Source organism: Microcella alkalica (assembly GCF_014595885.1).
GTDB lineage: Bacteria > Actinomycetota > Actinomycetes > Actinomycetales > Microbacteriaceae > Microcella > Microcella alkaliphila_B.
In genome coordinates this window covers 97,409-119,501 of sequence record NZ_JABUKC010000004.1, presented here as the reverse complement: position 1 = coordinate 119,501, position 22,093 = coordinate 97,409, and the positions used below count along the sequence as shown (strand labels likewise).

The 22,093-nt window shown below is 73.1% G+C and carries 16 protein-coding genes; 14 read left to right on the top strand and 2 right to left on the bottom strand.

The features are described from left to right. Nucleotides 1-9: 9 nt before the first annotated feature. The 6 genes from ID804_RS10980 to ID804_RS12470 all read left to right on the top strand — a co-directional run bounded on the left by ID804_RS10980 (nucleotide 10) and on the right by ID804_RS12470 (nucleotide 11,863). A complete protein-coding gene (locus ID804_RS10980) occupies nucleotides 10-714 on the top strand; it encodes a hypothetical protein (protein ID WP_169080271.1) in 705 nt (234 codons plus the stop codon). An 81-nt stretch (nucleotides 715-795) separates the two neighbouring features. Further along, nucleotides 796-6,372: an Ig-like domain-containing protein gene (locus ID804_RS10975; protein WP_169080053.1), complete on the top strand. Its 5,577-nt coding sequence runs from the start codon at nucleotides 796-798 to the stop codon at nucleotides 6,370-6,372. Nucleotides 6,373-6,415: 43 nt separating this feature from the next. Next, nucleotides 6,416-7,384: an AAA family ATPase gene (locus ID804_RS10970; RefSeq protein ID WP_169080051.1), complete on the top strand. Its 969-nt coding sequence runs from the start codon at nucleotides 6,416-6,418 to the stop codon at nucleotides 7,382-7,384. A gap of 185 nt (nucleotides 7,385-7,569) precedes the next feature. Then, on the top strand, nucleotides 7,570-8,739 hold the full coding sequence (locus ID804_RS12480; RefSeq protein ID WP_169080050.1) for a DUF58 domain-containing protein: 1,170 nt from the start codon (nucleotides 7,570-7,572) through the stop codon (nucleotides 8,737-8,739). Then, nucleotides 8,736-11,042, top strand: coding sequence for a transglutaminase domain-containing protein (locus tag ID804_RS12475; protein WP_169080048.1), 2,307 nt, complete (start codon nucleotides 8,736-8,738; stop codon nucleotides 11,040-11,042). Before ID804_RS12480 ends, ID804_RS12475 begins: the two co-directional genes overlap by 4 nt. A gap of 86 nt (nucleotides 11,043-11,128) precedes the next feature. Next, complete coding sequence (locus ID804_RS12470; RefSeq protein ID WP_169080046.1) at nucleotides 11,129-11,863, top strand: FHA domain-containing protein; 735 nt, start codon at nucleotides 11,129-11,131, stop codon at nucleotides 11,861-11,863. Nucleotides 11,864-11,899: 36 nt separating this feature from the next. On the opposite strand, the gene ID804_RS10950 is transcribed toward ID804_RS12470, so the two are convergent. After that, entirely contained in the window at nucleotides 11,900-12,244 is a 345-nt protein-coding gene (locus tag ID804_RS10950) for a DUF2200 domain-containing protein (RefSeq protein WP_169080044.1), read from the bottom strand. A gap of 182 nt (nucleotides 12,245-12,426) precedes the next feature. On the opposite strand from ID804_RS10950, the gene leuC reads away from it, so the two are divergent. The 8 genes from leuC to ID804_RS10910 all read left to right on the top strand — a co-directional run bounded on the left by leuC (nucleotide 12,427) and on the right by ID804_RS10910 (nucleotide 21,447). Continuing rightward, on the top strand, nucleotides 12,427-13,908 hold the full coding sequence (leuC, locus tag ID804_RS10945; protein ID WP_169080042.1) for a 3-isopropylmalate dehydratase large subunit: 1,482 nt from the start codon (nucleotides 12,427-12,429) through the stop codon (nucleotides 13,906-13,908). Next, nucleotides 13,908-14,504 carry a 3-isopropylmalate dehydratase small subunit gene (gene leuD, locus ID804_RS10940; RefSeq protein ID WP_169080040.1) on the top strand — a complete coding sequence of 199 codons (597 nt, stop codon included), beginning with the start codon at nucleotides 13,908-13,910 and terminating at the stop codon, nucleotides 14,502-14,504. Before leuC ends, leuD begins: the two co-directional genes overlap by 1 nt. 26 nt (nucleotides 14,505-14,530) lie before the next feature. Then, complete coding sequence (gene murA / locus ID804_RS10935) at nucleotides 14,531-15,907, top strand: UDP-N-acetylglucosamine 1-carboxyvinyltransferase (RefSeq protein ID WP_169080038.1); 1,377 nt, start codon at nucleotides 14,531-14,533, stop codon at nucleotides 15,905-15,907. Nucleotides 15,908-15,964: 57 nt separating this feature from the next. Further along, a complete protein-coding gene (locus ID804_RS10930; protein ID WP_317451274.1) occupies nucleotides 15,965-16,741 on the top strand; it encodes a lysophospholipid acyltransferase family protein in 777 nt (258 codons plus the stop codon). A 67-nt stretch (nucleotides 16,742-16,808) separates the two neighbouring features. Further along, nucleotides 16,809-17,831, top strand: a complete 1,023-nt coding sequence (locus ID804_RS10925; protein ID WP_211161241.1) for an NAD(P)H-dependent glycerol-3-phosphate dehydrogenase — start codon at nucleotides 16,809-16,811, stop codon at nucleotides 17,829-17,831. A gap of 82 nt (nucleotides 17,832-17,913) precedes the next feature. Beyond that, nucleotides 17,914-18,654 carry an alpha/beta fold hydrolase gene (locus ID804_RS10920; protein WP_169080036.1) on the top strand — a complete coding sequence of 247 codons (741 nt, stop codon included), beginning with the start codon at nucleotides 17,914-17,916 and terminating at the stop codon, nucleotides 18,652-18,654. Further along, entirely contained in the window at nucleotides 18,651-20,240 is a 1,590-nt protein-coding gene (locus ID804_RS10915; RefSeq protein ID WP_169080034.1) for a Mur ligase family protein, read from the top strand. The genes ID804_RS10920 and ID804_RS10915 overlap by 4 nt, the downstream gene beginning before the upstream one ends. A 52-nt stretch (nucleotides 20,241-20,292) precedes the next feature. Then, a complete protein-coding gene (locus ID804_RS10910) occupies nucleotides 20,293-21,447 on the top strand; it encodes a D-alanine--D-alanine ligase family protein (protein ID WP_169080032.1) in 1,155 nt (384 codons plus the stop codon). 72 nt (nucleotides 21,448-21,519) lie between these two features. Here the strand turns inward: ID804_RS10910 and ID804_RS10905 are convergent, their stop codons facing one another. Further along, a complete protein-coding gene (locus tag ID804_RS10905) occupies nucleotides 21,520-22,032 on the bottom strand; it encodes a DUF3515 domain-containing protein (RefSeq protein ID WP_169080030.1) in 513 nt (170 codons plus the stop codon). Nucleotides 22,033-22,093 lie beyond the last annotated feature (61 nt).

Below are 22,093 nucleotides of genomic sequence, written 5' to 3'. Positions count from 1 at the left end.
ACCGAGCCGATGACCGCCGCGGCGCTCGCCGCCCCGCGCGTGGAGTTCTGCGGCGAGTGGTTCGACGTGGACCCCGCGACGGGTCTCGGCATCGGCCGCGAGGCCGACCTGACGATCGACGACAACCCGTTCCTGCACCGCGTCTTCCTGCGCGTGCACGCCGAGCACGGCCTGTGGTGGCTCGCCAACGTCGGCAGCGCCCTCTCGGCGACGATCTCCGACTCCTCCGGCGCCGTGCAGGCCTGGCTCGGGCCGGGTGCACGCCTGCCCATCGTCTTCCCGACCCTGCACGTGCTGTTCACGGCGGGCTCGACGACGTACGACTTCACCGTGCACACGGAGGACGACTACTTCGCCACCGCACCGACGCTCGACACCGACCCCGGTTCGACGACGCGCATGCCGATCAGCTTCACCTCCAGCCAGCGCCTGCTCATCATCGCCCTCGCGGAGGACGTGCTGCGGCAGAGCGTGCCGGGCCGCGGCGCGATCCCGACCTCGGCCGACGCCGCCGCGCGGCTCGGCTGGCCGCTCACGACCTTCAACCGCAAGCTCGACAACGTCTGCGACAAGCTCGACCGCATCGGGGTGCAGGGGCTGCGCGGCGGGCCCGGCAAGCTCGCGACGCAGCGCCGCGCGCGGCTCGTCGAGTACGCGGTCGTCACGCGCCTGGTCAGCGCCGACGACCTGCCGCTGCTCGATGCACAGGGGTAGCGCTCCCCATCGCAGCTGATTTTTCCCCGTGTTACCGTGACCGCTGGACTCGACCGATGACGATGTGAATGGGATGACCGGGTGACGCTGCTGGGCGGATGGACGCGCTCTCGCCGCACCCTCGCATCCTCGCTCGCGGTCGCCCTCCTGGCAGGCGTTCCCGTCGGGCTCGCGATCGCCTACGAGGGCTTCCCCGTGAGCGAGGTCGATCTCGACTCGCGCGACGTGTGGGTCACCAACGGCGAGGAATCGCTCGCCGGGCGCCTCAACCGGCAGATCGACGAGCTCACCGCGGGCGTGCGCACCGCCGGCAACGACATCGACGTGCTGCAGCACGGCCGCACCGTGCTGCTGCACGATCGGCAGGCCAGCACGCTCGAGCGCATCGATCAGGCGCGCGCGACGCTCATCGAGCGCACCGACCTGCCCACCGGCGCGCGCGTGAGCCTTGGCCGCGAGACGCTGTCGGTGCTCGACCCCGCGACCGGCTCGCTCTGGGTCGTCGACGTCGCCAACGAGCTGAGCTTCGACGCGGCGGCGCGCGAGCCCGACCTCGAGCTCGGCGACGACGCGCGCGCCGTCGTGGGCCGCGACGGCGTCGTGCACGCCACCTCGCCCGAGCAGGGTCTGCTGTACCGCATCGACGGCCCCGGGTTCGCGCCCGTCGAGTCGTCGATCGACCTGCCGCGCGAGCACGAGCTGACGGTCGTCGGCTCGACAGCCGTCGTGCTCGACGACGCCGCCGACGTGATCGTGACGGGCGAGGGGCGACGCATCGAGCTCGAGCACGACGCGCTGCGCCTGCAGCAGCCGAGCGACGAGTCGAGCGCGGTCGTCGTCGCGACGGGCGAGGGAGTGCTCCGGGTGCCGCTCGAGGGCGGCGAGGTCGAGCGCCTCGAGGCGACCTCGGCCGCGGCACGCACGCCCGAGCAGGTGGCGGCGCCCGTGCAGCTCGCGGGGTGCATCCACGCCGCCTTCCCCGAGGGTCGCGCCTACCTCTACGCCTGCGACGGCGCCGAGCCGCGCGTGCTCGACATCGAGCAGCCGACGAGCGGCTCTCGGCTCGAGTTCCGCGTCAACCGCCAGGTCATCGCGCTCAACGACCTGCTCACCGGCAACGCCTGGGTGCTCGAGAGCTCGCTGCGCCTCGTCGACAACTGGGACGAGATCACGCCACCGCAGCTGGAGGAGAGCGAGGAGGGTGACGAGGAGGCCTCGGAGGAGTCGTTCGAGGACACGCTCGCCGAGCGCACGGAGGAGAACCGGCCCCCGATCGCCCGACCCGACGAGTTCGGCGTGCGCGCGGGTCGCACGACGATCCTGCCCGTGCTCGACAACGACACCGACCCCGACGGCGACGTGCTCGTCGTCACCAACGTCAGCCCCGTGCCGGAGACCGTCGGCCGCCTCGACCTCATCGACGGCGGTCGCGCGCTGCAGTTCACCCCCGCCGCGAACGCCGCCGGCGGGGCGAGCTTCCGCTACACCGTGAGCGACGGCCGCTCGGGAGGCGTCGCCGAGTCGACCGTCGCGCTCGCCATCACGAGCGCCGAGGCCAACGGCGCGCCCGAGCAGCTGCGATCGAGTCGCACCGCCGTCGAGACCGGGCAGTCGATCACCTACAACGTGCTGCCGAACTTCCGCGACCCCGACGGCGACGAGATCTTCCTCGACAGCGCCGCGGCGACGACCTCCGACGAGCTCAGCTTCACGCCCGACGGCTTCATCACCTTCCGGCATCGCTCGGGCGAGCTCGGGGCGAAGACGATCTCGTTCGTGGTCTCCGACGGCCGCGCGAGCGCGAGCGGCGAGCTCGAGATCGAGGTCGTCGCGGCGGGCACGCTCACCCCCGTCGGCACGCCAGACTTCGCCGAGGTCATCGTCGGCGAGACCGTCGTGATCGAGCCGCTGCTGAACGACCTCTCGCCGTCAGGGGCGGCGCTGCGGCTGCTGTCGATCGACGAGGTGCCCGAGTCGGTGACGGCCGAGATCAACCCGGAGTCGGGGCGGGTCTCCGTGACGCCGACCGAGCCCGGTGCGGTGTACCTGAAGTACGGGCTCGGAGCGGAGGCCGCGACGAGCGTCGGCCTCATCCGCATCGAGGCCAGGCCGCGGCCCGACGAGCCGCTCGCCCCGGTCGCCGTCGCCGACGTCGCCTACCTGCGCGCCGGCGAGCCGACCTCCGTGCGCGTGCTGAGCAACGACGTGTCGCCGTCTGGCTCGGTGCTGGCCGTGCAGTCGGTCTCGACGGAGGCGACCGCCGAGGGCGTCTCGGTCGAGCTGCTCAACAACACGATCATCCGCATCACCGCCTCGGCCGCCGTGACCGAGCAGACGCAGGTGAGCTACACCATCTCCGACGGCGCGGCGACGGCCGTCGCGGGCGTCACGATCGTGCCCGTGCCGCCGATCGTGAACCGGCAGCCCCCGATCGCGGTGGATGATCGGCGCACGGTGCGCGCGGGCGACTTCACGAGCGTGCCGGTGCTCGACAACGACATCCATCCCGATCGCGCCCGCATCACGCTCGACCCGCAGCTCGCCGAGGTCGAGGGCGTGGGCGAGGGGCTCGCGTTCACGCAGGGCGACGCCGTCCGGTTCCAGGCGCCGGAGACTCCCGGCGAGTACTCGGTCGTGTACCGCATCTCCGACCAGTTCGGCGAGTCGGCGACCGCGCGGGCGACCTTCGTCGTGACGCCGCGTGACGCCGAGTCGAACGAGCCGCCGGTGCTCGCGCAGCAGACCGCCCGCACCTTCGCCGGTTCGTCCGTGCGCATCGACGTGCCCCTCGACGACGTGGACCCCGACGGCGACTCGGTCGTGCTCGCGGGGCTCGCCGCGCCGCCGGGCCTCGGAGCGATCGTCGACAGCGGGCCCACCTGGTTCGTCTACGAGGCCTACGCCAACTCGCGCGGCACCGACCGCTTCTCCTACGAGGTGGAGGACGCGCTGGGCGAGCGCGCGACCGGCGAGATCGTCGTCGGCGTCGTCCCGCGGCCGGAGGTGCAGGCGCAGCCCACGGCGGTCGACGACCGCATCCAGGTCAGGCCCGGACGCACCGCCTCCGTCGAGGTGCTGCTGAACGACTCCGACCCCAACGGCTACCCGCTGAGCGTGTCGCGCGAGCTGCTCGAGGTCGACGACGGACTCGAAGCGGAGCTCGACGGCGCGAAGATCATCATCAGCGCACCCGAGGTCGAGGGCGGCTACGCGCTGCGCTACGAGATGACCAACGGCAATGGCGGCGTCGACAGCGCCTTCGTGCAGGTGGAGGTCACCTCCTCGGCCGAGATCCCCTTCCCCTCCGCCGACGACCACTACGTGCTCGACTCCGAGCTCGAGGGCACCGACCCGGTCGTGGTCGACGTGAGCGACCTCATCGACAACCCCAACGGTCGCGACAGCGACCTGCTGCTCTCGACCGAGGGGCCGAACGCCGACCGCGCCGGGGTCGACCAGTCCTCCGGCACCGTCACGGTCACGCCGGGGGACGAGCGCCACGCGATCGCCTACCGCGTCACCGACCCCGACGACGACACGCTCACGGCGACGGCCTTCATCGTCGTGCCGCCCGCGGTGACGGAGGAGCGCGAATCGCCGCCGTACCTGCGACCCGACCTCGAGCAGCAGATCGTCGAGATGGACGGCGAGATCCAGTGGGATCTCGCGGACATCGTCGTCGTCCCGACCGGCCGCCCCGCGATCCTCACAGGGCCCGAGAACGTCCGGGCCAGTGACGCCGACGGCTCGAGCCTTGTCGTCGACGGCGACACGCTGCGCTACGCGCCCGCAGAGGGCTTCCGCGGGCAGGCCTCGATCGTGTTCGAGGTCACCGACGGCGCCTCGGCCGACGACCCGAACGGCAACACCGCGCTGCTGACACTGCCGGTGACGGTCGGCGACCCCGACTTCCGCGACGCGCCGCCGGAGTTCACCGCGCTCTCGCTCGAGATCGAGGCGGGGGAGGCGGCCCAGACGGTGGACCTGCGCGACTCGACGGCCCACCCGAACCGCGCCGTCATCGCCGACGTCGCGTACGGCGGCCTCTCGACGCCGTCAAACGGCATCGAGGCATCGCTCGGCGGCTCGCAGCTCACGGTCTCGGCGCCGTTCGGCGTGCAGCCCGGCACGAGCACCACCCTCGCCGTCGAGCTTCGCTACCGCGACTTCGTCGTGCCCGGCCAGATCACGGTGACGGTCGTCGCCTCCCAGCGGCCCCTCGTGCAGGCGGTCACCGACGAGGCGAAGGGGCAACGCAGCGTGACGACGACGGTCGACGTGCTCGCCAACGACTTCAACCCCTTCGCGGGCGAGTCGCTGGAGGTCATCGACGCCGTCGTCGAGAACGCCGCCGAGACCAGCGCCCAGGTGCGCTTCACGGCCGAGGGAGCGGTGACGGTCGACCCCGACGCCTCCTTCATCGGCGTCGTGAGCGTCGTGTACACGGTGCAGGACGCCACCCAGGATCCGAGCAGGCACGTGCAGGGTCGACTGCTGCTCACGGTGCGCGACGTGCCCGACCAGCCCGCCCCGCCCGCGATCGTGAGCGAGCAGGATCAGGCCGTCGTCATCGGCTGGCAGGCGCCCGCCACGAACGGCGAGCCCATCCTCGACTACACGATCACCTGGCAGGGCGGCTCGACCACTGTGGGCGCCGGGGCCGCCCAGGCGACGATCGGCGGCCTCACCAACGGCACCGCGTACACCTTCCGCGTGAGCGCCCGCAACGTGCTCGGCTCGAGCACGACGTCACCGGAGAGCGCCGCGGCGCGCCCCTTCGGCACCCCGAGCGCGCCGGGCTCGGTCTCCATCTCGGCCACGAGTAACGGCTCGGGGCGCGTGAACTTCAGCTGGAGCGCCGCGAACGGCAACGGCCGCGACGTCGCCGAGTACGAGTGGCGCCTGAGCGACGGCCAGACCGGGCGCGTCAGCGGCACGACGCTCTCCAGCTCGGCGGTCGGCGTCGTCGGCAACGGCTACACCGTCGATGTCGTCGCCATCGGCCCCTCCGGCCTGCAGAGCCCCCCGACGAGGAGCGCGGGCGCCGCCACTCCGGAGCCGGGAGCGCCGAACTGGGCCGAGGCCGCCGTCGGCGCGCGCGGCGATCGCACCCTGACGCTCACGTGGGGAAACGCGCCGAGCACGGGTGAGATCGACCGCTGGGAGATCAACATCTCCGAAGACGGCCGCAACTGGGGCTGGCAGCGCGTGGGCAGCGACCGCCGCCACACCTTCCAGGGCGCGTTCGGCTCGAACTACCGCTTCCAGGTCCGCGCCGTCGACAACGGCGCCACGGGCGCCTCGACGACGTCGAACACCGTGACGCCCCGCGACGTGCTGCCGCCGCCGGCCCCGAGCGCGACGATCTACAAGGGCGGCATCTCGCCCTACGCCCCGTGCTGCAACTCGGTCGGCATCGACTACCGCGACTTCACGCCGGGCAACTACCGCATCACGACCTTCCTCGACGGCAGCAACGGCGGTCTGACCGACAACGTCTACTCGCTGGGCGCCAGCGGCTCCCGGCTGATCGACAACGCGCTCGGCACGCGGCGCGACAGCCAGATCCGGGTGCGGATCGTCTCGGTCGCGACCGGCCAAGTGTTCTGGTCGAACACCATCAGCGGCGAGCAGTGGAACAACCTGCGACCGCGATGACCCGGCATCAGCATCCCTTCACGAATCGAGAGGCGAAGACCGCATGACCGTCACCACCGAGCAGGCGGCCTGGTTCGCCGACGCCTTCGACCGGCTCGTCGGCAACATCGACCAGGCGATCCTCGGCAAGCGCCACGTGATCCGTCTCATCGTCGCGGCGATGCTCTCCGACGGACACGTGCTCCTGGAGGACTACCCGGGCACGGGCAAGACCGTGCTCGCCAAGGCGCTCGCCAACACGCTCGACGGCACGCACTCGCGCATCCAGTTCACGCCCGACCTGCTGCCCTCCGACGTCACGGGCGTCACGATCTACGACCAGGGCAAGGGCGTGTTCGAGTTCCACAAGGGGCCGATCTTCGCCTCGATCGTGCTCGCCGACGAGATCAACCGCGCGAGCCCCAAGACCCAGAGCGCGCTGCTGGAGGTCATGGAGGAGGGGGTCGTGACCGTCGACGGCGTCGGCTACGCCGTCGGCGCGCCCTTCATGGTCATCGCGACGCAGAACCCCGTCGAGCAGGCCGGCACCTACTCGCTGCCGGAGGCGCAGCTCGACCGGTTCCTCATCAAGACCTCGCTCGGCTACCCCGACCGCGACACGAGCGTCACGCTGCTGCTCGACGCCTCCAACCGGGCGCGCGCCTCGGCCGTGCAGCCGCTCATCGGCGGCGACGCGATCACGACGATGGCCAGGCTCGCCGCCGACGTGCACGTCGACCCCTCGGTCGTCGGCTACGTGAGCGACATCGTCGCGGCCACGCGCGAGCACGCCGACGTCGTGCTCGGCGTCAGCATGCGCGGGGCGATGGCGCTCGCCCGCGCGATCAAGACCTGGGCGATCGCCGCGGGCCGCACCTACGCGACCCCCGACGACGTGCGCGAGCTCGCGGTGCCCGTGCTGGCGCACCGCCTCATCGTCGACCCCGAGAGCGCGTTCGCCGGCGTGCGCGCCGAGCAGATCGTCGAGGGGCTGCTCGCCGACATCGAGCCGCCCGCCTACCGCGCGGCATGACCGCCTCCGCCGAGCCCGACGGCCGTCGAGCCCGCCGCGTCGTGCGGCCGGCTCGGCGTCGTGCGAGCGCGCGCTCCTGGGTGAGACGGCTGCGGCCCCGTCGCCGCGGCTCGAGCGCGCCGCGACCTGCCAGGGCTCGGCGCACCAGCGCGGTCGGGGCGGCCGTCCTCCTGGCCGCGTCGGCCGTGCGCCGGGCGCTCGGCCCCGTCGTCGGCGTCGTCACCGCCCTCGGCTGGATCGTGCTCGGCTCCGGTCTGGCCTCCCTGCTCGCCGGGGCTCTGCTGGGCTGGCTCGAGTTCACCGCCCTCGGTGCGGTGCTGCTCGCCGCCCTTGTCGTGAGCGGCGCCTTCCTCGTCGGTCGCACCGCCTACCGCGTGCGCATCGAGCTCGAGCCCCGCCGCGTCGTCGCGGGCGACCGCGCGCTCGGGCGCCTCGTGGTCACGGGCGCGAGCGGGCGCCGCTCGTCGCCGTCGCGCCTCGAGCTGCCGGTCGGCGCGGGCGCCGCCGAGTTCGAGATCCCGGCGCTCGGCCCCGGTGACGAGCACGACGAGCTCTTCGCCGTGCCCACCGAGCGCCGCGCCGTCATCGTCGCCGGCCCCGCGCTCTCCGTGCGCGGCGACCAGCTGGGGATGCTGCGCCGCACCGTAGCGTGGGGCGATGCCGTCGAGCTCTTCGTGCACCCCCGCACGGCGCGGCTGTCGCCGAGCGCCGCAGGGCTGACGCGCGACCTCGAGGGCGCCACGACCCCGACGATCACGAACGACGACATCACCTTCCACGCGCTGCGGGCCTACGAGCCGGGCGATGACCGTCGCACCGTGCACTGGCGCACCTCGGCGCGCACCGGCCAGCTCATGGTGCGGCAGTTCGAAGAGACCCGGCGCTCGCAGCTGGCGCTCGTGCTCGACGTCGACCGCGCGCGGTGCGCGAGCGACGACGAGTTCGAGCTCGCCGTCTCGATCGCCGCCTCGATCGGCGTGCAGGCGCTGCGCGACGGCACGAGCGCCGCGCTCGTCACCGAATCGGGTGCGCTGCGCACGGCGACGCCGACCGCGCTGCTCGACGACACCTGCCGGCTCGAGCAGCGCGACTCGCCCCACGCGACCCTGCGCGAGGCGGCCCGCGCCGCGACCCGACGGCTCGCCCCGCCGAGCCTGCTCGTCGTCGTCGGCGGCTCGGGCCTTACCGTCGCCGACGTGCGCGCCGTGCGTTCGCTCTTCAGCATCGACACCACGACCCTCGGGCTGCGCGCCGCGCTCGACGAGCCGAGCGCCGTCTCCGTCGTCGACGGGCTGCGCGTCGCGACCGTCGGCTCGCTCGCCGACCTGCCGCGACTCATCCGGAGGCTCTCGTGACGACGCTCGCCCCGCGCACGATCGCCGATGTGCTCGTGCCACTCGTGCTCGCCGCGATCGGCCTGCTCGGCTTCGCCGCCGCCTTCGACTCCGCCGCCTACGCGCTCGCCGGCGGGGGAGGGCTGCTCGTGGGCGCCGCCGCGGCGATCCTCGCCGCGCGACTGCGGCTCGGCGTGCTCGGCTCCACCGGGGTGTTCGTCGCGGCGTACGTGCTGCTCGGCACGCCGTTCGTCGCCCCCGCCGACGGGCTGCTGATCGCGCTGCCGTCGTTCGTCTCGCTTGCCGCCCTCGCCCTCGGCCCGGTGCTCGGCTGGGCCGACATCCTCACGCTGCAGGCGCCGCTGAGCCTGCCCGCCTACGTCACCGCCGTGCCGTACGTCGCCGCGGTCATCGTCGCCTTCACGAGCACCACCCTCGCGGTGCGCTGGCTGACCCGCCGCCGCACGCCCGCCCGCGCCGCCCTCCTGCTCGTCGGCCCCGCGGCGCTGTACGCGGTCGGCGTGCTGCTCGGCACCGACGAGCCGGTGCTCGCGCTCGCGCGCGGGGGAGCCTTCGCCGCGATCGCGCTCGTCTGGCTCGGGTGGCGGCGGCGCCCCGAGGCGGCGGCCACCGCATCCGCCGCTCGCCCGATGGTGCGGCGCAAGCTCGTCGGCACCGCGATCGTCGTCGTCGCGGCCCTCGCGCTCGGCACCGTCGCGGCGGCCGCGCTCGCCCCGCGCACCGACGACCGCTTCGTGCTGCGCGAGCAGGTCGAGCCGCCGTTCGAGCCGCTGGAGGTGCCGAGCCCGCTCGCCGGGTTCCGCGAGTACACGAAGGATCTGGTCGACACCGAGCTGCTGCGCGTCGAGGGGCTGCGCCCCGGCGACCGCCTGCGCCTGGCCACCATGGATGTCTACGACGGCGTCACATGGAACGTCGCCGGCGCCGCCGAGGCGCTCGAGGGCTCGGGGCGGTTCCGGCTCGTGGGCCGGACGATCCCCGAGCCGCCGCTCGCCACGACCGAGCCGACGAGCACCGTCGAGGTCGACGTCGTCGCCTACGACGACGTGTGGCTGCCGACTGCCGGCTACGCCCGACGCATCGACTTCACCGGCGCCGACGGCGCCCCCGACCGCGCCGACGTGCGCTACAACGCCGCGACCGGCTCGACCGTCGTCACGAGCGGCGCGACCGACGCCCTCGGCTACCGCATCGCGACGGCGCGCCAGAGCGTGCCCGACGACGCCTCGCTCGCGGATGCTCCCATCGCGCCGTTCGCGCCGGCCCCCGTCGTCGGCGTGCCCGACACGGTCGTCGCGCTCGCGGCCGAGCTGACCGCGACCGCGGAGTCGCCCATCGAGCAGCTGCGCGCCCTCGAGCAGCACCTCGCCACCACCGGCTACTACAGCCGCGGCACCGCGAACGACCAGGTGCCCTCGCGCGCCGGGCACGCCGCCGACCGCATGAACGACATGGTGACGCTGCCGAGCATGGTCGGCGACGAGGAGCAGTACGCCTCGCTGTTCGCGCTCATGGCGCGCAGCCTCGACTACCCGACGCGCGTGGTCATGGGCTTCGCGCCCGAGGTCGACGACGACGGCGGCGAGGTCGTCGTCACGGGCGACGACGTCACGGCGTGGGTCGAGGTCGCGTTCGACGAGGTCGGCTGGGTGCCGTTCTTCCCCGTGCCCGACGAGACCGACGTGCCGCAGGATCAGATCCCCGAGCCGCGCACCGAGCCGCAGCCGCAGGTGCGGCAGCCGCCGCGCACCGACACCGAGCAGGACGACCTCGTCACGAGCGTCGAGATCGACGACTCCGACGACGAGGAGCGCGACGCCGCTGCCCTGCCCGGCTGGCTCGTCGGGGCGATGCTCGCCGCGGGCGTGCCGCTGCTGCTGGTGCTCGGCCCGATGCTGCTCATCGCCGCGATCAAGCGCCGCCGCCTCGAGCGCCGTCGCCGCGCGGCCGAGGGTCACCTCGCCGTCGCCGGCGCGTGGGACGAGCTCGTCGACCGGCTCGCCGAGCTGGGGGCGAGCATCCCCGCCCGCCAGACGCGCCCCCTCGTCGCGGCGGGCCTCGCCGCGCACGCGCCGGAGGAGCTTCCCGCGCTCGCCCGCACGGCCGACGAGGCGGTGTTCTCCGGCCGCGCGGTCGATGCCGACGAGGTCGATCGCGCCTGGCAGGGGGCGCTCGCCGCGATCGAGCGCGCGACGGCGGCCGCCCCGCGGGGCGAGCGGCTGCGCAGCCGCTTCCGGCTCGCGAGCCTGCGGGCCCGGGCGCGCCGCCTCGTGGAGCGCGCCGAGCGCGTGCGACGCGACTGACGGAGTCGCTCCGCCGCCGGTGTCCACCCCGTTCTCGCGACGGGCGACGGAAGGCTAGGATCGCTCGCGACCGACGAGGAGGTGCGGTGACCGACCACGACGCCGAGCGGCCCGCTCGGATCACCCCGCCGCCCGGGCTGATCCCGCAGACCGAACCGCCCGATACCACCCCCGAGCCGCCCGCGGCGACGCGGGGCCGCATCGACCTGCCGGCGGGCCTCGCCGACTCCGGCACCGTGCGGATGCCCGCATCGCCTCGCCCGACACCCGTCGCCGCCCCGAGACCCGCGGCCCCCAATCACGCCCCCGCGTCGCCCGACCGCCCTCGCATGCCCGCCTTCTTCCCCGCGACGCCGGGCATGCCGGCGGCGCCGCCGACCCCGCCTGCGGCGCCGCCCGTCCCGCCCGTCGCTCCGCCCGCCCCGCCCGCGGCGGAGCCCGCCCCGCCCGCGGTGCCGCCCGCCCCGCCGACCGCCTCCCCGGCTACGACACTGCTCGCCCTCGAGCTGCCCGACGGCTCGCGCCTGCCCGTCACCGGTCGCATGCTGCTCGGCCGCGACCCGGGCGAGCTCGACGGCTGGCGCGGTGCCGAGCGCGTGCGCCTGGCCGACCCGGGTCGGTCGGTGTCGAAGACGCACGCCGCGATCGAGCCCGACCAGGAGTCGCTGCTCGTGCACGACCTCGCCTCGACGAACGGCACCGAGCGGGTCACCGCGGCGGGCGAATCGGCGCCTGTCGCTCCTGGCCACCCGCAGCGGGTGGAGGCCGGCGACGTGCTGCACCTCGGGTCGTTCCGGGTGCTCGTGCTCGCGGTCGGCTGACCTGCCCCGGCCGCCGACGACCGCCCCGGCCCGATCTCAGCCCTGCCGCAGCACCTTCTGCAGCGCCTTGCCGCGCGCGAGCTCGTCAACGAGCTTGTCGAGGTAGCGGATACGCTGCATGAGCGGATCCTCGATCTGCTCCACCCGCACACCGCAGATGACGCCCGTGATGCTCGAGGCGGCCGGGTTGAGGTCGGCCTCGGCGAAGAACCGCTCGAACGTCGAGCCCTCGTCGAGGTGGCGCTGCAGGGCGTCGTGGTCGTAGCCGGTGAGCCACGTGATGACCTCGTCGAGCTCGGCGCGCGTGCGGCCCTTGCGCTCCACCTTGGTGACGTAGAGCGGGTAGACGCTCGCGACGGGCATCTGGAAGACGCGGCTCATGGCGGGAGTGTAGACCCGCCCGCGCGGCGGAGGGCAGGGCATCCCGGTGATATTCTGAGCAGATGCTTCCCGGTCGGCTCCTCCTTCGTCGCCGCGGCGAGTCCTGATTCCTCCAGGCCCCTCTCGTCGCGGAGTCCGCCATCGGCCGGAGCCCTTGAACGAAGAAGGAAGACGCACGCGTCATGACCGCTGACACCGCATCGCCCCGCCCGCGCACCCTCGCCGAGAAGGTGTGGGATGCCCACCTCGTGAAGCGCGGTGAGAACGGCGAGCCCGATCTGCTCTACATCGACCTGCACCTCGTGCACGAGGTCACGAGCCCGCAGGCCTTCGACGGCCTCCGCCTCGCCGGCCGCCCGGTGCGCCGCCCCGATCTGACGATCGCGACGGAGGACCACAACACCCCGACGCTCGACATCGACAAGCCGATCGCCGAGCCGACGAGCCGCATCCAGATCGAGACCCTGCGCAAGAACTGCGCCGAGTTCGGCGTGCGCCTGCACTCGCTCGGCGACGTCGAGCAGGGCATCGTGCACGTCGTCGGCCCGCAGCTGGGCCTGACGATGCCGGGCATCACGGTCGTCTGCGGCGACTCGCACACCTCCACGCACGGCGCGTTCGGCGCGCTCGCGATGGGCATCGGCACGAGCGAGGTCGAGCACGTGCTCGCCACGCAGACGCTGCCGCTGAAGCCGTTCAAGACGATGGCGATCACCGTCGAGGGCACGCTGCGGCCCGGTGTCACCGCGAAGGACATCATCCTCGCCGTCATCGCGAAGATCGGCACGGGCGGCGGGCAGGGCTACGTGCTCGAGTACCGCGGCTCGGCGATCCGGGCGCTGTCGATGGATGGCCGCATGACGATCTGCAACATGTCGATCGAGGCGGGAGCGCGCGCCGGCATGGTCGCGCCCGACGAGACCACCTACGCCTACCTGCAGGGCCGCCCGCACGCGCCGCAGGGCGCCGACTGGGAGACGGCCGTCGAGTACTGGAACACGCTGCGCACCGACGACGACGCCGTCTTCGACGCGGAGGTCTTCATCGACGCCGACGAGCTCGAGCCGTTCGTCACCTGGGGCACGAACCCCGGCCAGGGCGTGAACCTCAACGACTCGGTGCCCGACCCGTCGACGATCATCGACCCGAACGAGCGCGCCGCCGCCGAGCGGGCGCTGGAGTACATGGACCTGCAGGCGGGCACGCCGATGAAGCAGATCCCCGTCGACGCCGTCTTCATGGGCTCGTGCACGAACAGCCGCCTCGACGACCTGCGCGCCTTCACCTCGATCATCAGGGGGCAGAAGAAGGCCGACGGCGTGCGCGTCATGGTCGTGCCCGGCTCGGCGCGCGTGCGCCTCGAGGCGGAGGCCGAGGGCCTGGACAAGATCGTCGAGGAGTTCGGCGGCGAGTGGCGCTTCGCCGGGTGCTCGATGTGCCTCGGCATGAACCCCGACCAGCTCGCGCCCGGCGAGCGCTGCGCCTCGACGAGCAACCGCAACTTCGAGGGTCGCCAGGGCAAGGGCGGCCGCACGCACCTCGTGAGCCCGCTCGTCGCCGCGGCGACGGCGATCCGCGGCACGCTCTCGAGCCCCGCCGATCTCATCGAGCTCGGCATCGAGGTCGACCCCGCCTACACCGGCATCGAGGGAGTGAGCGCGTAATGGAGAAGATCAGCACCATCACGGGCGTCGCGGTGCCGCTGCGCCGCTCGAACGTCGACACCGACCAGATCATCCCGGCCGTCTACCTCAAGCGCGTGACAAAGACCGGCTACGACGATGGGCTGTTCTCCGCCTGGCGCCAGGATCCGGAGTTCGTGCTCAACCAGCCCGCGTACGCCAACCCGCGCGTGCTCATCGCCGGCCCCGACTTCGGCACGGGCTCCAGCCGCGAGCACGCCGTCTGGGCGCTGCGCGACTTCGGCTTCCGTGCCGTGATCAGCCCTCGGTTCGCCGACATCTTCCGCGGCAACGCCGGCAAGCAGGGCCTGCTCGCCGGCACCGTCGACGAGGAGACGGTCGAGCGCATGTGGGCCGAGATCGAGGCGAACCCGGGCCTGGAGGCGACCGTCGACCTGAATGCGAGGAATGTCACGGTCGGGAGTATCGTTGCCTCCTTCGACATCGACGACTACACGCGGTGGCGCCTGCTGGAGGGGCTCGACGACATCGGGCTGACCCTCCGTGACGAGCAGGCGATCACCGACTTCGAGGCCCGCCGCGAATCCTGGCGGCCCCGCACGCTCCCCGCCCGGTGACCCCGGGCCGACCGGAAGAGGTCCGCATGACCACCACCAGCACGCTCGACCTCGACTCGCAGAAGGCGGCCGAGCGCGTCGGCCTCGCCTCCGACACGATCGTCATCCGCGGCGGCAAGCCGCTCACGGGTCGCATCGAGGTGCGCGGGGCGAAGAACCTCGTCACCAAGGCGATGGTCGCCGCGCTGCTCGCCGACACCCCGAGCACGCTCAAGGGCGTGCCGGAGATCAGCGACGTGCACGTGGTGCGCGGCCTGCTCGAGGCGCACGGCGTGGCCGTGACCGAGACCGAGGCGGGCACGCTCGAGCTCGACCCGACGAACGTGCAGACCGCCCACATCGCCGAGATCAACGCGCACGCCGGCTCCAGCCGCATCCCGATCCTGTTCTGCGGGCCGCTGCTGCACCAGCTCGGAGAGGCGTTCATCCCCGACCTCGGCGGCTGCAAGATCGGCGACCGCCCCATCGACTTCCACCTCAACGCGCTGCGCGCCCTCGGCGCGACGGTCGAGAAGCTGCCCGACGGCATCCGTCTCACCGCCCCGAACGGGCTGTCCGGCGCCCGCATCGAGCTGCCCTACCCGAGCGTCGGCGCGACCGAGCAGGTGCTGCTGTCGGCCGTGCGCGCGACGGGCACGACCGAGCTGAAGAACGCCGCGATCGAGCCCGAGATCATGGATCTCATCGCGATCCTGCAGAAGATGGGCGCGATCATCTCGGTCGAGCCGAACCGCGTCATCGTCATCGAGGGCGTCGAGACGCTGCGCGGCTACCTGCACTCGGCGATCTTCGACCGCAACGAGGCCGCGAGCTGGGCCTCCGCGGCCCTCGCCACGCGCGGCGACATCGTCGTCGGCGGGGCGAAGCAGCAGGAGCTCATGACGTTCCTCAACGTCTACCGCAAGGTCGGTGGCGAGTTCGAGGTGCTGGAGGACGGCATCCGCTTCTGGCACCCCGGCACCCCGCTCAAGCCCGTCATGGTCGAGACCGACGTGCACCCCGGCTTCATGACCGACTGGCAGCAGCCGCTCATCGTCGCCCTCACGCAGGCTGAGGGGCAGTCGGTCGTGCACGAGACCGTGTACGAGAATCGTTTCGGCTTCACCGACGCCCTCAACGAGATGGGCGCCGACATCGTCGTGTACAAGAGCGGCATCGCCTCGATCACCCGCCGCGTGCCGCGCCGCCCGCTCGAGCAGGCCGCCGTCATCACCGGGCCCACCCCGCTGCACGGCGCCGACGTGCGCGTGCCCGACCTGCGCGGCGGCTTCAGCCACCTCATCGCGGCGCTCGCCGCCGAGGGCACCTCGACGATCAGCAACGTCGGCATCATCAGCCGCGGCTACGAGCTCTTCATCGACAAGCTCGCCCAGCTCGGCGCCGATTTCGAGCTCGTGCAGTAGTCGGTGCGGGCGGGTCGCGCCGCGGCCCGCTCGCACGCCAGCGACTACCCTGGTGCGGTGACCGACGCCACCCCTGCGAGTGCGCAGCCCCGCCCCGCCCGACGTCGCCGCGAGAAGACGCTGCTCTGGCACCTCATCGCCGCGCTGCTGCTGCCGATCCTCACCCTCATGGCGAAGTACGTGACGATCGACGGCCACAAGCTGCCCAAGCAGGGCGCCTTCATCCTTGCGCCGAACCACTACAGCGAGATCGACCCGGTCATCATGGGCCGCTTCGTGTGGGGCCTCGGGCGGGTGCCGCGGTTCCTGGCGAAGGCGAGCGTGTTCAAGAACCCCGTGCTGGGGGCGATCCTGCGCGCGAGCGGTCAGATCCCGGTCGACCGCGAGGGCGGCGGGCGCTCCGACGCGCCGCTCAAGGCCGCGCAGCAGCTCGTCGACAACGAGCTCGCCGTGATCATCTACCCCGAGGGCACCCTCACGCGCGACCCCGACCTGTGGCCGATGCGCGGCAAGTCCGGCGCGGTGCGCATGGCGCTGCAGGCCGGCGTGCCGATCATCCCGGCGGCCCACTGGGGCACGCAGCAGATCATGGCGCGCTACTCGAAGAAGATCAGCTTCTTCCCGCGCAAGCGCATCGTGTGCAAGATCGGCGACCCCGTCGACCTGAGCGACCTCATGGGCCGGCCCATCGACCAGGCGGTGCTCACCGAGGGCACGACGCGCGTCATGAACGCCATCGCGGCTCTGCTCGGCGACCTGCGCGGCGAGCAGCCGCCGGCCGAGCGGTGGGATCCTGTGAAGAACAACCAGAAGGAGACGGGCCGCTTTGAGTGAGTTGACCGCGGCCGGCGTGCAGCCCGCGCGCGAGCATCCGCCGCTGACCGAGGCCCTGCGCCTGCCGCTGACCGACATCGAACCGGATGCCCTGCGCATCGCCGTGCTGGGCGCGGGCTCGTGGGGCACGACGTTCGCGAAGCTGCTCGCCGACGGCGGCAGCGACGTCGTGCTGTGGGCCCGTCGCCGCGAGGTCGCGCAGGAGATCACCGAGACCCACCGCAACAGCGACTACCTGCCCGGCATCAACCTGCCGCCGAACCTGCGCGCGCACGATTCGCTCGAGCGCGTGCTCGCGGGCGCGCAGCAGGTCTACCTCTCGGTGCCGAGCCAGTCGCTGCGCTCGAACCTGCACTCGATCCGCGACATCGTGCCGCCCGACGTGCCGGTCGTGAGCCTCATGAAGGGCGTCGAGCGGGGCACGGGCCTGCGCATGAGCGAGGTCATCGCCGCCGAGCTCGCGATCGACGTCGACCGCATCGCCGTCGTGAGCGGCCCGAACCTGGCGCTCGAGATCGCCAAGAAGCAGCCGACCGCGGCCGTTGTGGCGAGCTCGAGCCGCGACACGGCCGTCGCGGTCGCCGCCGCGGCGACGAACGACTACTTCCGCTCGTTCGTCAACACCGACGTCATCGGCACCGAGTTCGGCGGCGTGCTGAAGAACCTCATCGCCGTCGCGGTCGGCATTGCCGACGGCGTGGGCTACGGCGAGAACACGAAGGCCTCGATCATCACCCGCGGCCTCGTCGAGCTGACCCACTTCGCCGTCGCCTACGGCGCCCGACCCGAGACGATGTCGGGCCTCGCGGGCCTGGGCGACCTCATCGCCACGTGCGAGTCGAAGCTGTCGCGCAACAACACCGCGGGTCGCCTGCTCGGGCAGGGCTACGCCTTCACCGAGGTCATCGCGCAGATGAACCAGACCGCCGAGGGTCTGTCGTCGGTCGGGCCGATCCTCGAGCTCGCCGCGCAGCGCGGGGTGACGATGCCGATCGTCGCGCAGGTCGCGCAGGTGCTCGAGGGCACACTCGACCCGCGCGAGCTGGCACCGCACCTGGCCACCGACAGCGACGAGCCGCAGGGCGAGTGAGCGGGCGACGCCGGCCGGGCGCGCGGCGCGCACCGAGCATCCTGACCCCTGTTCGGGGGATGCCTGACGGTAGGCTGAACGCGTGATCACGACTCTCGCGGGAGGCCGCGTCCTGGCCGAGAAGTTCGGCTCGACCCCGCCGCGCGTCGTCGCGCTGCACGGCTGGGGCCGCGATGGCTCCGACTTCGCGACGATCCTGAGCGGGCTCGACGCGGTGAGCATCCACCTGCCCGGGTTCGGGCCGGCGCCCGCTCCCGACGACGTGTGGGGCACCGAGCAGTACGCCGAGCTCGTCGCCGACGCGATCGCCGCCTACGCGCCCGTCGTCATCGTCGGCCACTCGTTCGGCGGCCGCGTCGCCGTGCGCCTCGCCGCGCGCCGCCCGGAGCTCGTGCGCGGCCTGCTGCTCACCGGGGCCCCGCTCGTGCGCCTCGCCGCGCCGAGCGCGCCGCCGCTGTCGTTCCGCCTGGCCCGCTGGGCGAACCGGGCAGGCCTGCTGAGCGACGCGCGCATGGATGACCTGCGCAACCAGCGCGGCTCCGCCGACTATCGCGCCGCCCAGGGCGTCATGCGCGGCATCCTCGTGAAGGCCGTCGGCGAGAACTACGACGACGATCTCGCCGCGCTGACCTGCCCGATCCGCATGGTGTGGGGCGAGCACGATACCGCCGCCCCGACCGACGCCGGTCGCGTCGCCGCCGAGCGCTGCGGCGCGAGCTTCCGCGTCGTCGGCGGCACCGAGCACCTGCTCACCGGCGACCTCGAGCTCGCCGTGCGCGAAGAGCTGCTGACCTTCCTCGACGAACTGGATCGCACCGCATGACCCTGCTCGCCCCCTTCACGCTCGTGGCGCTGGGGCTCGCGGCCCTCGCCGCCGTGCCCGTCGCCGCCCGCTGGCTGCGCGTCGCCCAGCGCGAGCACTACGTGCCCACGTGGGTCTCGCGCATGGCCGGGCTGTGGCTGACGCGCGAGCCGGCGACGCTGCTGGGCTTCGCCGTCGCGTCGCTGCTCGTCGTGGTCGCCGCGATCGCGGTCGTGTCGTCGGGGGCGGATGCTCCGCTCGCGCTCGCCGCCGTCGCCGCCGTCGTGCTGCTCGCGTTCCTGCCGCTCGGGCTGAAGCCGCGCGGCACCTCGGCGAAGTTCGCCATCACGGCGCGGGTCAAGCGCCTGCTCGTGGTCTGGATCGTGCTGCACCTGGGCCTCGCCCTGGCCCTCGCCGCGCTGCTCGGGGCGGCCGGCCCGGCCCTCGTGCTTCTGCTGAGCGCGCCGATCACCGACCTCGCGCTCGCGATCACCGCGCCGATCGAGAAGGCCGGCTCGAAGAAGTTCGTCGACCAGGCCAAGAAGCGCCTCGACCAGGTGAAGCCGCGTGTGGTCGCGATCACCGGGTCATACGGCAAGACGAGCACGAAGAACTACGTCGCGCACCTGCTGTCGGCCACGTACACGACCGTCGCGAGCCCCGCATCCTTCAACAACCGCCTCGGCCTCTCGCGCGCCGTCAACGACAGGCTCGTGCCGGGCACCGAGATCTTCGTGGCCGAGATGGGCATCTTCGGCGCCGGCGAGATCCGCGAGCTGTCGACGCACTTCCCGCCCGACATCGCAGCGATCACGGTCATCGGCGAGGCCCACCTGCAGCGCATGCGTACGACCGACACGATCTTCCGCGCGAAGGCCGAGATCACCGAGCAGGCGCGCACCGTCGTGCTGCCGATCGACGACCCGCGGCTGGCGCGCCTGGCCGAGGAGTGCGCGGCGAAGGGCAAGCGGGTGGTGACGGTGTCGCTGCAGCCCGGAGTCGACGCCGACGTCGTGCTCGACGCGACGGGTGCCGACGAGCCGGGTGCCCCGGGTGCCGCCACGATCCGCATCGGGCGCGAGGCGCAGCCGGTGCCGGTCGCGATCTCGAGCACCGGCCACGCCGTCAACGTCGCCGTCGCCGCGGGCATCGCGTTCGCGGCGGATGTGCCGGTCGCCACGATCGCCGGCCGCCTGGCCGATCTTCCCGGCTCGCAGCACCGCGCCGAGGTGCAGCAGGCGCCGAGCGGCGCGCTCGTCGTGGACGACACCTACAACTCGAACCCCGTCGGCGCGCACCGCGCCCTCGAGGGCGCGGCGCGGCTCGCGGCCGAGCGCGGCGGCGAGCTCGTCGTCGTGACCCCCGGCATGGTCGAGCTCGGCCCCGTGCAGGTCGAGCGCAACCGCGCCTTCGGTGCCGCGATCAAGCAGGCCGGCGCGACGCTCTACGCGGTCGGCCGCACCAACCGTGCGGCGCTGCTTGCCGGCTACGGCGAGGGCGCGCACGCGGTCGACGGCCGCGAGGCCGCCGTCGCCGAGGCCGTCCGGAAGGCCGGTGACCGGGGCGTTATCCTCTACGAGAACGACCTGCCCGACCACTACCCGTGAGTCGCCGCCCGGGCGGGGCGCAGGCCGCGGCGCACGACCTGACAGGGGAATCATGAGCGCTGCGCAGTCCGCACCGTGGGCCGTCGTCTTCGGCGGGCCGAGCCCCGAGCACGAGATCTCGATCCTCACGGGTCTGCAGGCCGAGCGCGTGCTCGTCGCCGCCGGCCACCGCGTGGTGCCGATCTACTGGGCTCCGACGGGGGAGTGGTACCGGGTTCCCGACGCGACCGAGGCGAAGGACTACCTCGAGGGCGCGCCGCGCGAGTCGGTCGCGCTCGAGGTGCGCGTCTCGGGTGAGGCGGGGCTCTACCGCCGCAAGCGGCTGGGCGCTGAGAAGCTCGAGATCGAGGCGGCCCTGCTGTGCCTGCACGGCGGCGTGGGCGAGGGCGGCGGAGCCGCCGCGCTGTTCTCGCTGCTGGGCATCCCCGCCACCGGGTCGACCCTGTTCGCGGGCGCCGTGGGCATGGACAAGCTCGCGTTCGGCGGCCTCATGACGGCCGCGGGCATCCCCTCGCTGCCGCGTGAGGCCGTGTCGACGCTGCGCGAGCCCTCGTTCGCGGGCCCGTACATCGTCAAGCCGCGCTTCGGCGGCTCGTCGATCGGCATCGAGATCGCCGACGACATCGACGCCGCGCGCGCCCTCACCGGCGCGAGCGTGCACCTGCGCAACGGCGCCGTGCTCGAGCCGTACCGCCCCGAGCTCGTCGACCTCAACATCTCGTTCCGCACGCATCCGCAGCTGGAGATCACGCAGCTCGAGAAGCCGCTGCGCGGCGAGGGGCAGAGCGCCCTCTACTCGTACGCCGAGAAGTACCTCGCCGGCGGTGCCGGGTCGGATGCCGGGCTCACGAGCGCGCCGCGCGAGTTCCCCGCGCAGGTCGCCGAGAGCGTGCACGAGGCCGCGCGCGACCTCGCAGCCCGCGTCGCCGACGTCACGCGCCTCACGGGCATCGTGCGCGTCGACCTGCTGCTCGACGAGGCGACGGGCGAGCTGTACGTCAACGAGGTCAACTCGATCCCCGGGGCCCTGTCGCTCTACCTGTGGGCGCCGCAGCGCCCCGCGGCCGAGGTGCTCGTCGACGCGATCGTCGAGGCGCGCGACCAGCGCGTCGTCTTCCCGCAGGCCGGCTTCGGCGGCGGGGCCGCGCTGCGCGCCGCGGGCGGCATCGCGGGCAAGCTCGTCGGGCTCGACGGCCCGCGCGCGTAGGCGATCGCGGGCGGCCTCGCCGGTCGCCGGCGCCGCCGCCCGAGTGCGGCCGCTGAGCGCGGCCCCCTCCCGCTAGTCCTGCGGGGCGACGCTGCCGCCGCCGAACACGTCGGTCGCGTCGAGGCACTGCCCGGTCGCCTCGGTGACCGCGACGCTCGCGCTGATGGGGCGCAGCGCGTCGGGCCCGCGCACGACGTCGTTGTCGACGATCACCTCGGTCGCGGGCGAGCGGCCGTAGGTTGTGAAGACGTAGCGCGGAGCATCCGACTCGTCCAGCAGCCAGTCGACGCCGTCGACGGTGAAGCACGGCAGCTCGCTCGGGCCGACCTCCGGCAGCCCGCAGCGGTAGATGATCGCCGCCGGGTCACCCCACGCCGCTGTCGCCTGCGCGTTGGTCGACCGGCGCTCGAATCCGGCGATCTCGTCGGGCAGCCGCACCGAGATCTCGGCGCACGAGTACGCGTTCGCCTCCGGAGCCGCCTCGAGGTTGACGGTGCCGGCGCAGCCCGCGAGCGCGAGCGGCACGAGGGCGAGCGCGGCGGCGGATGCCCGGCGCGCGCGGGCGGGGCGAGTGCGGTGCGACATCGGTCACCACGCTATCGCGGCGGGGCTCGGCGCCGGCCGCGAGCCCGTCGCGCTCGGCGCC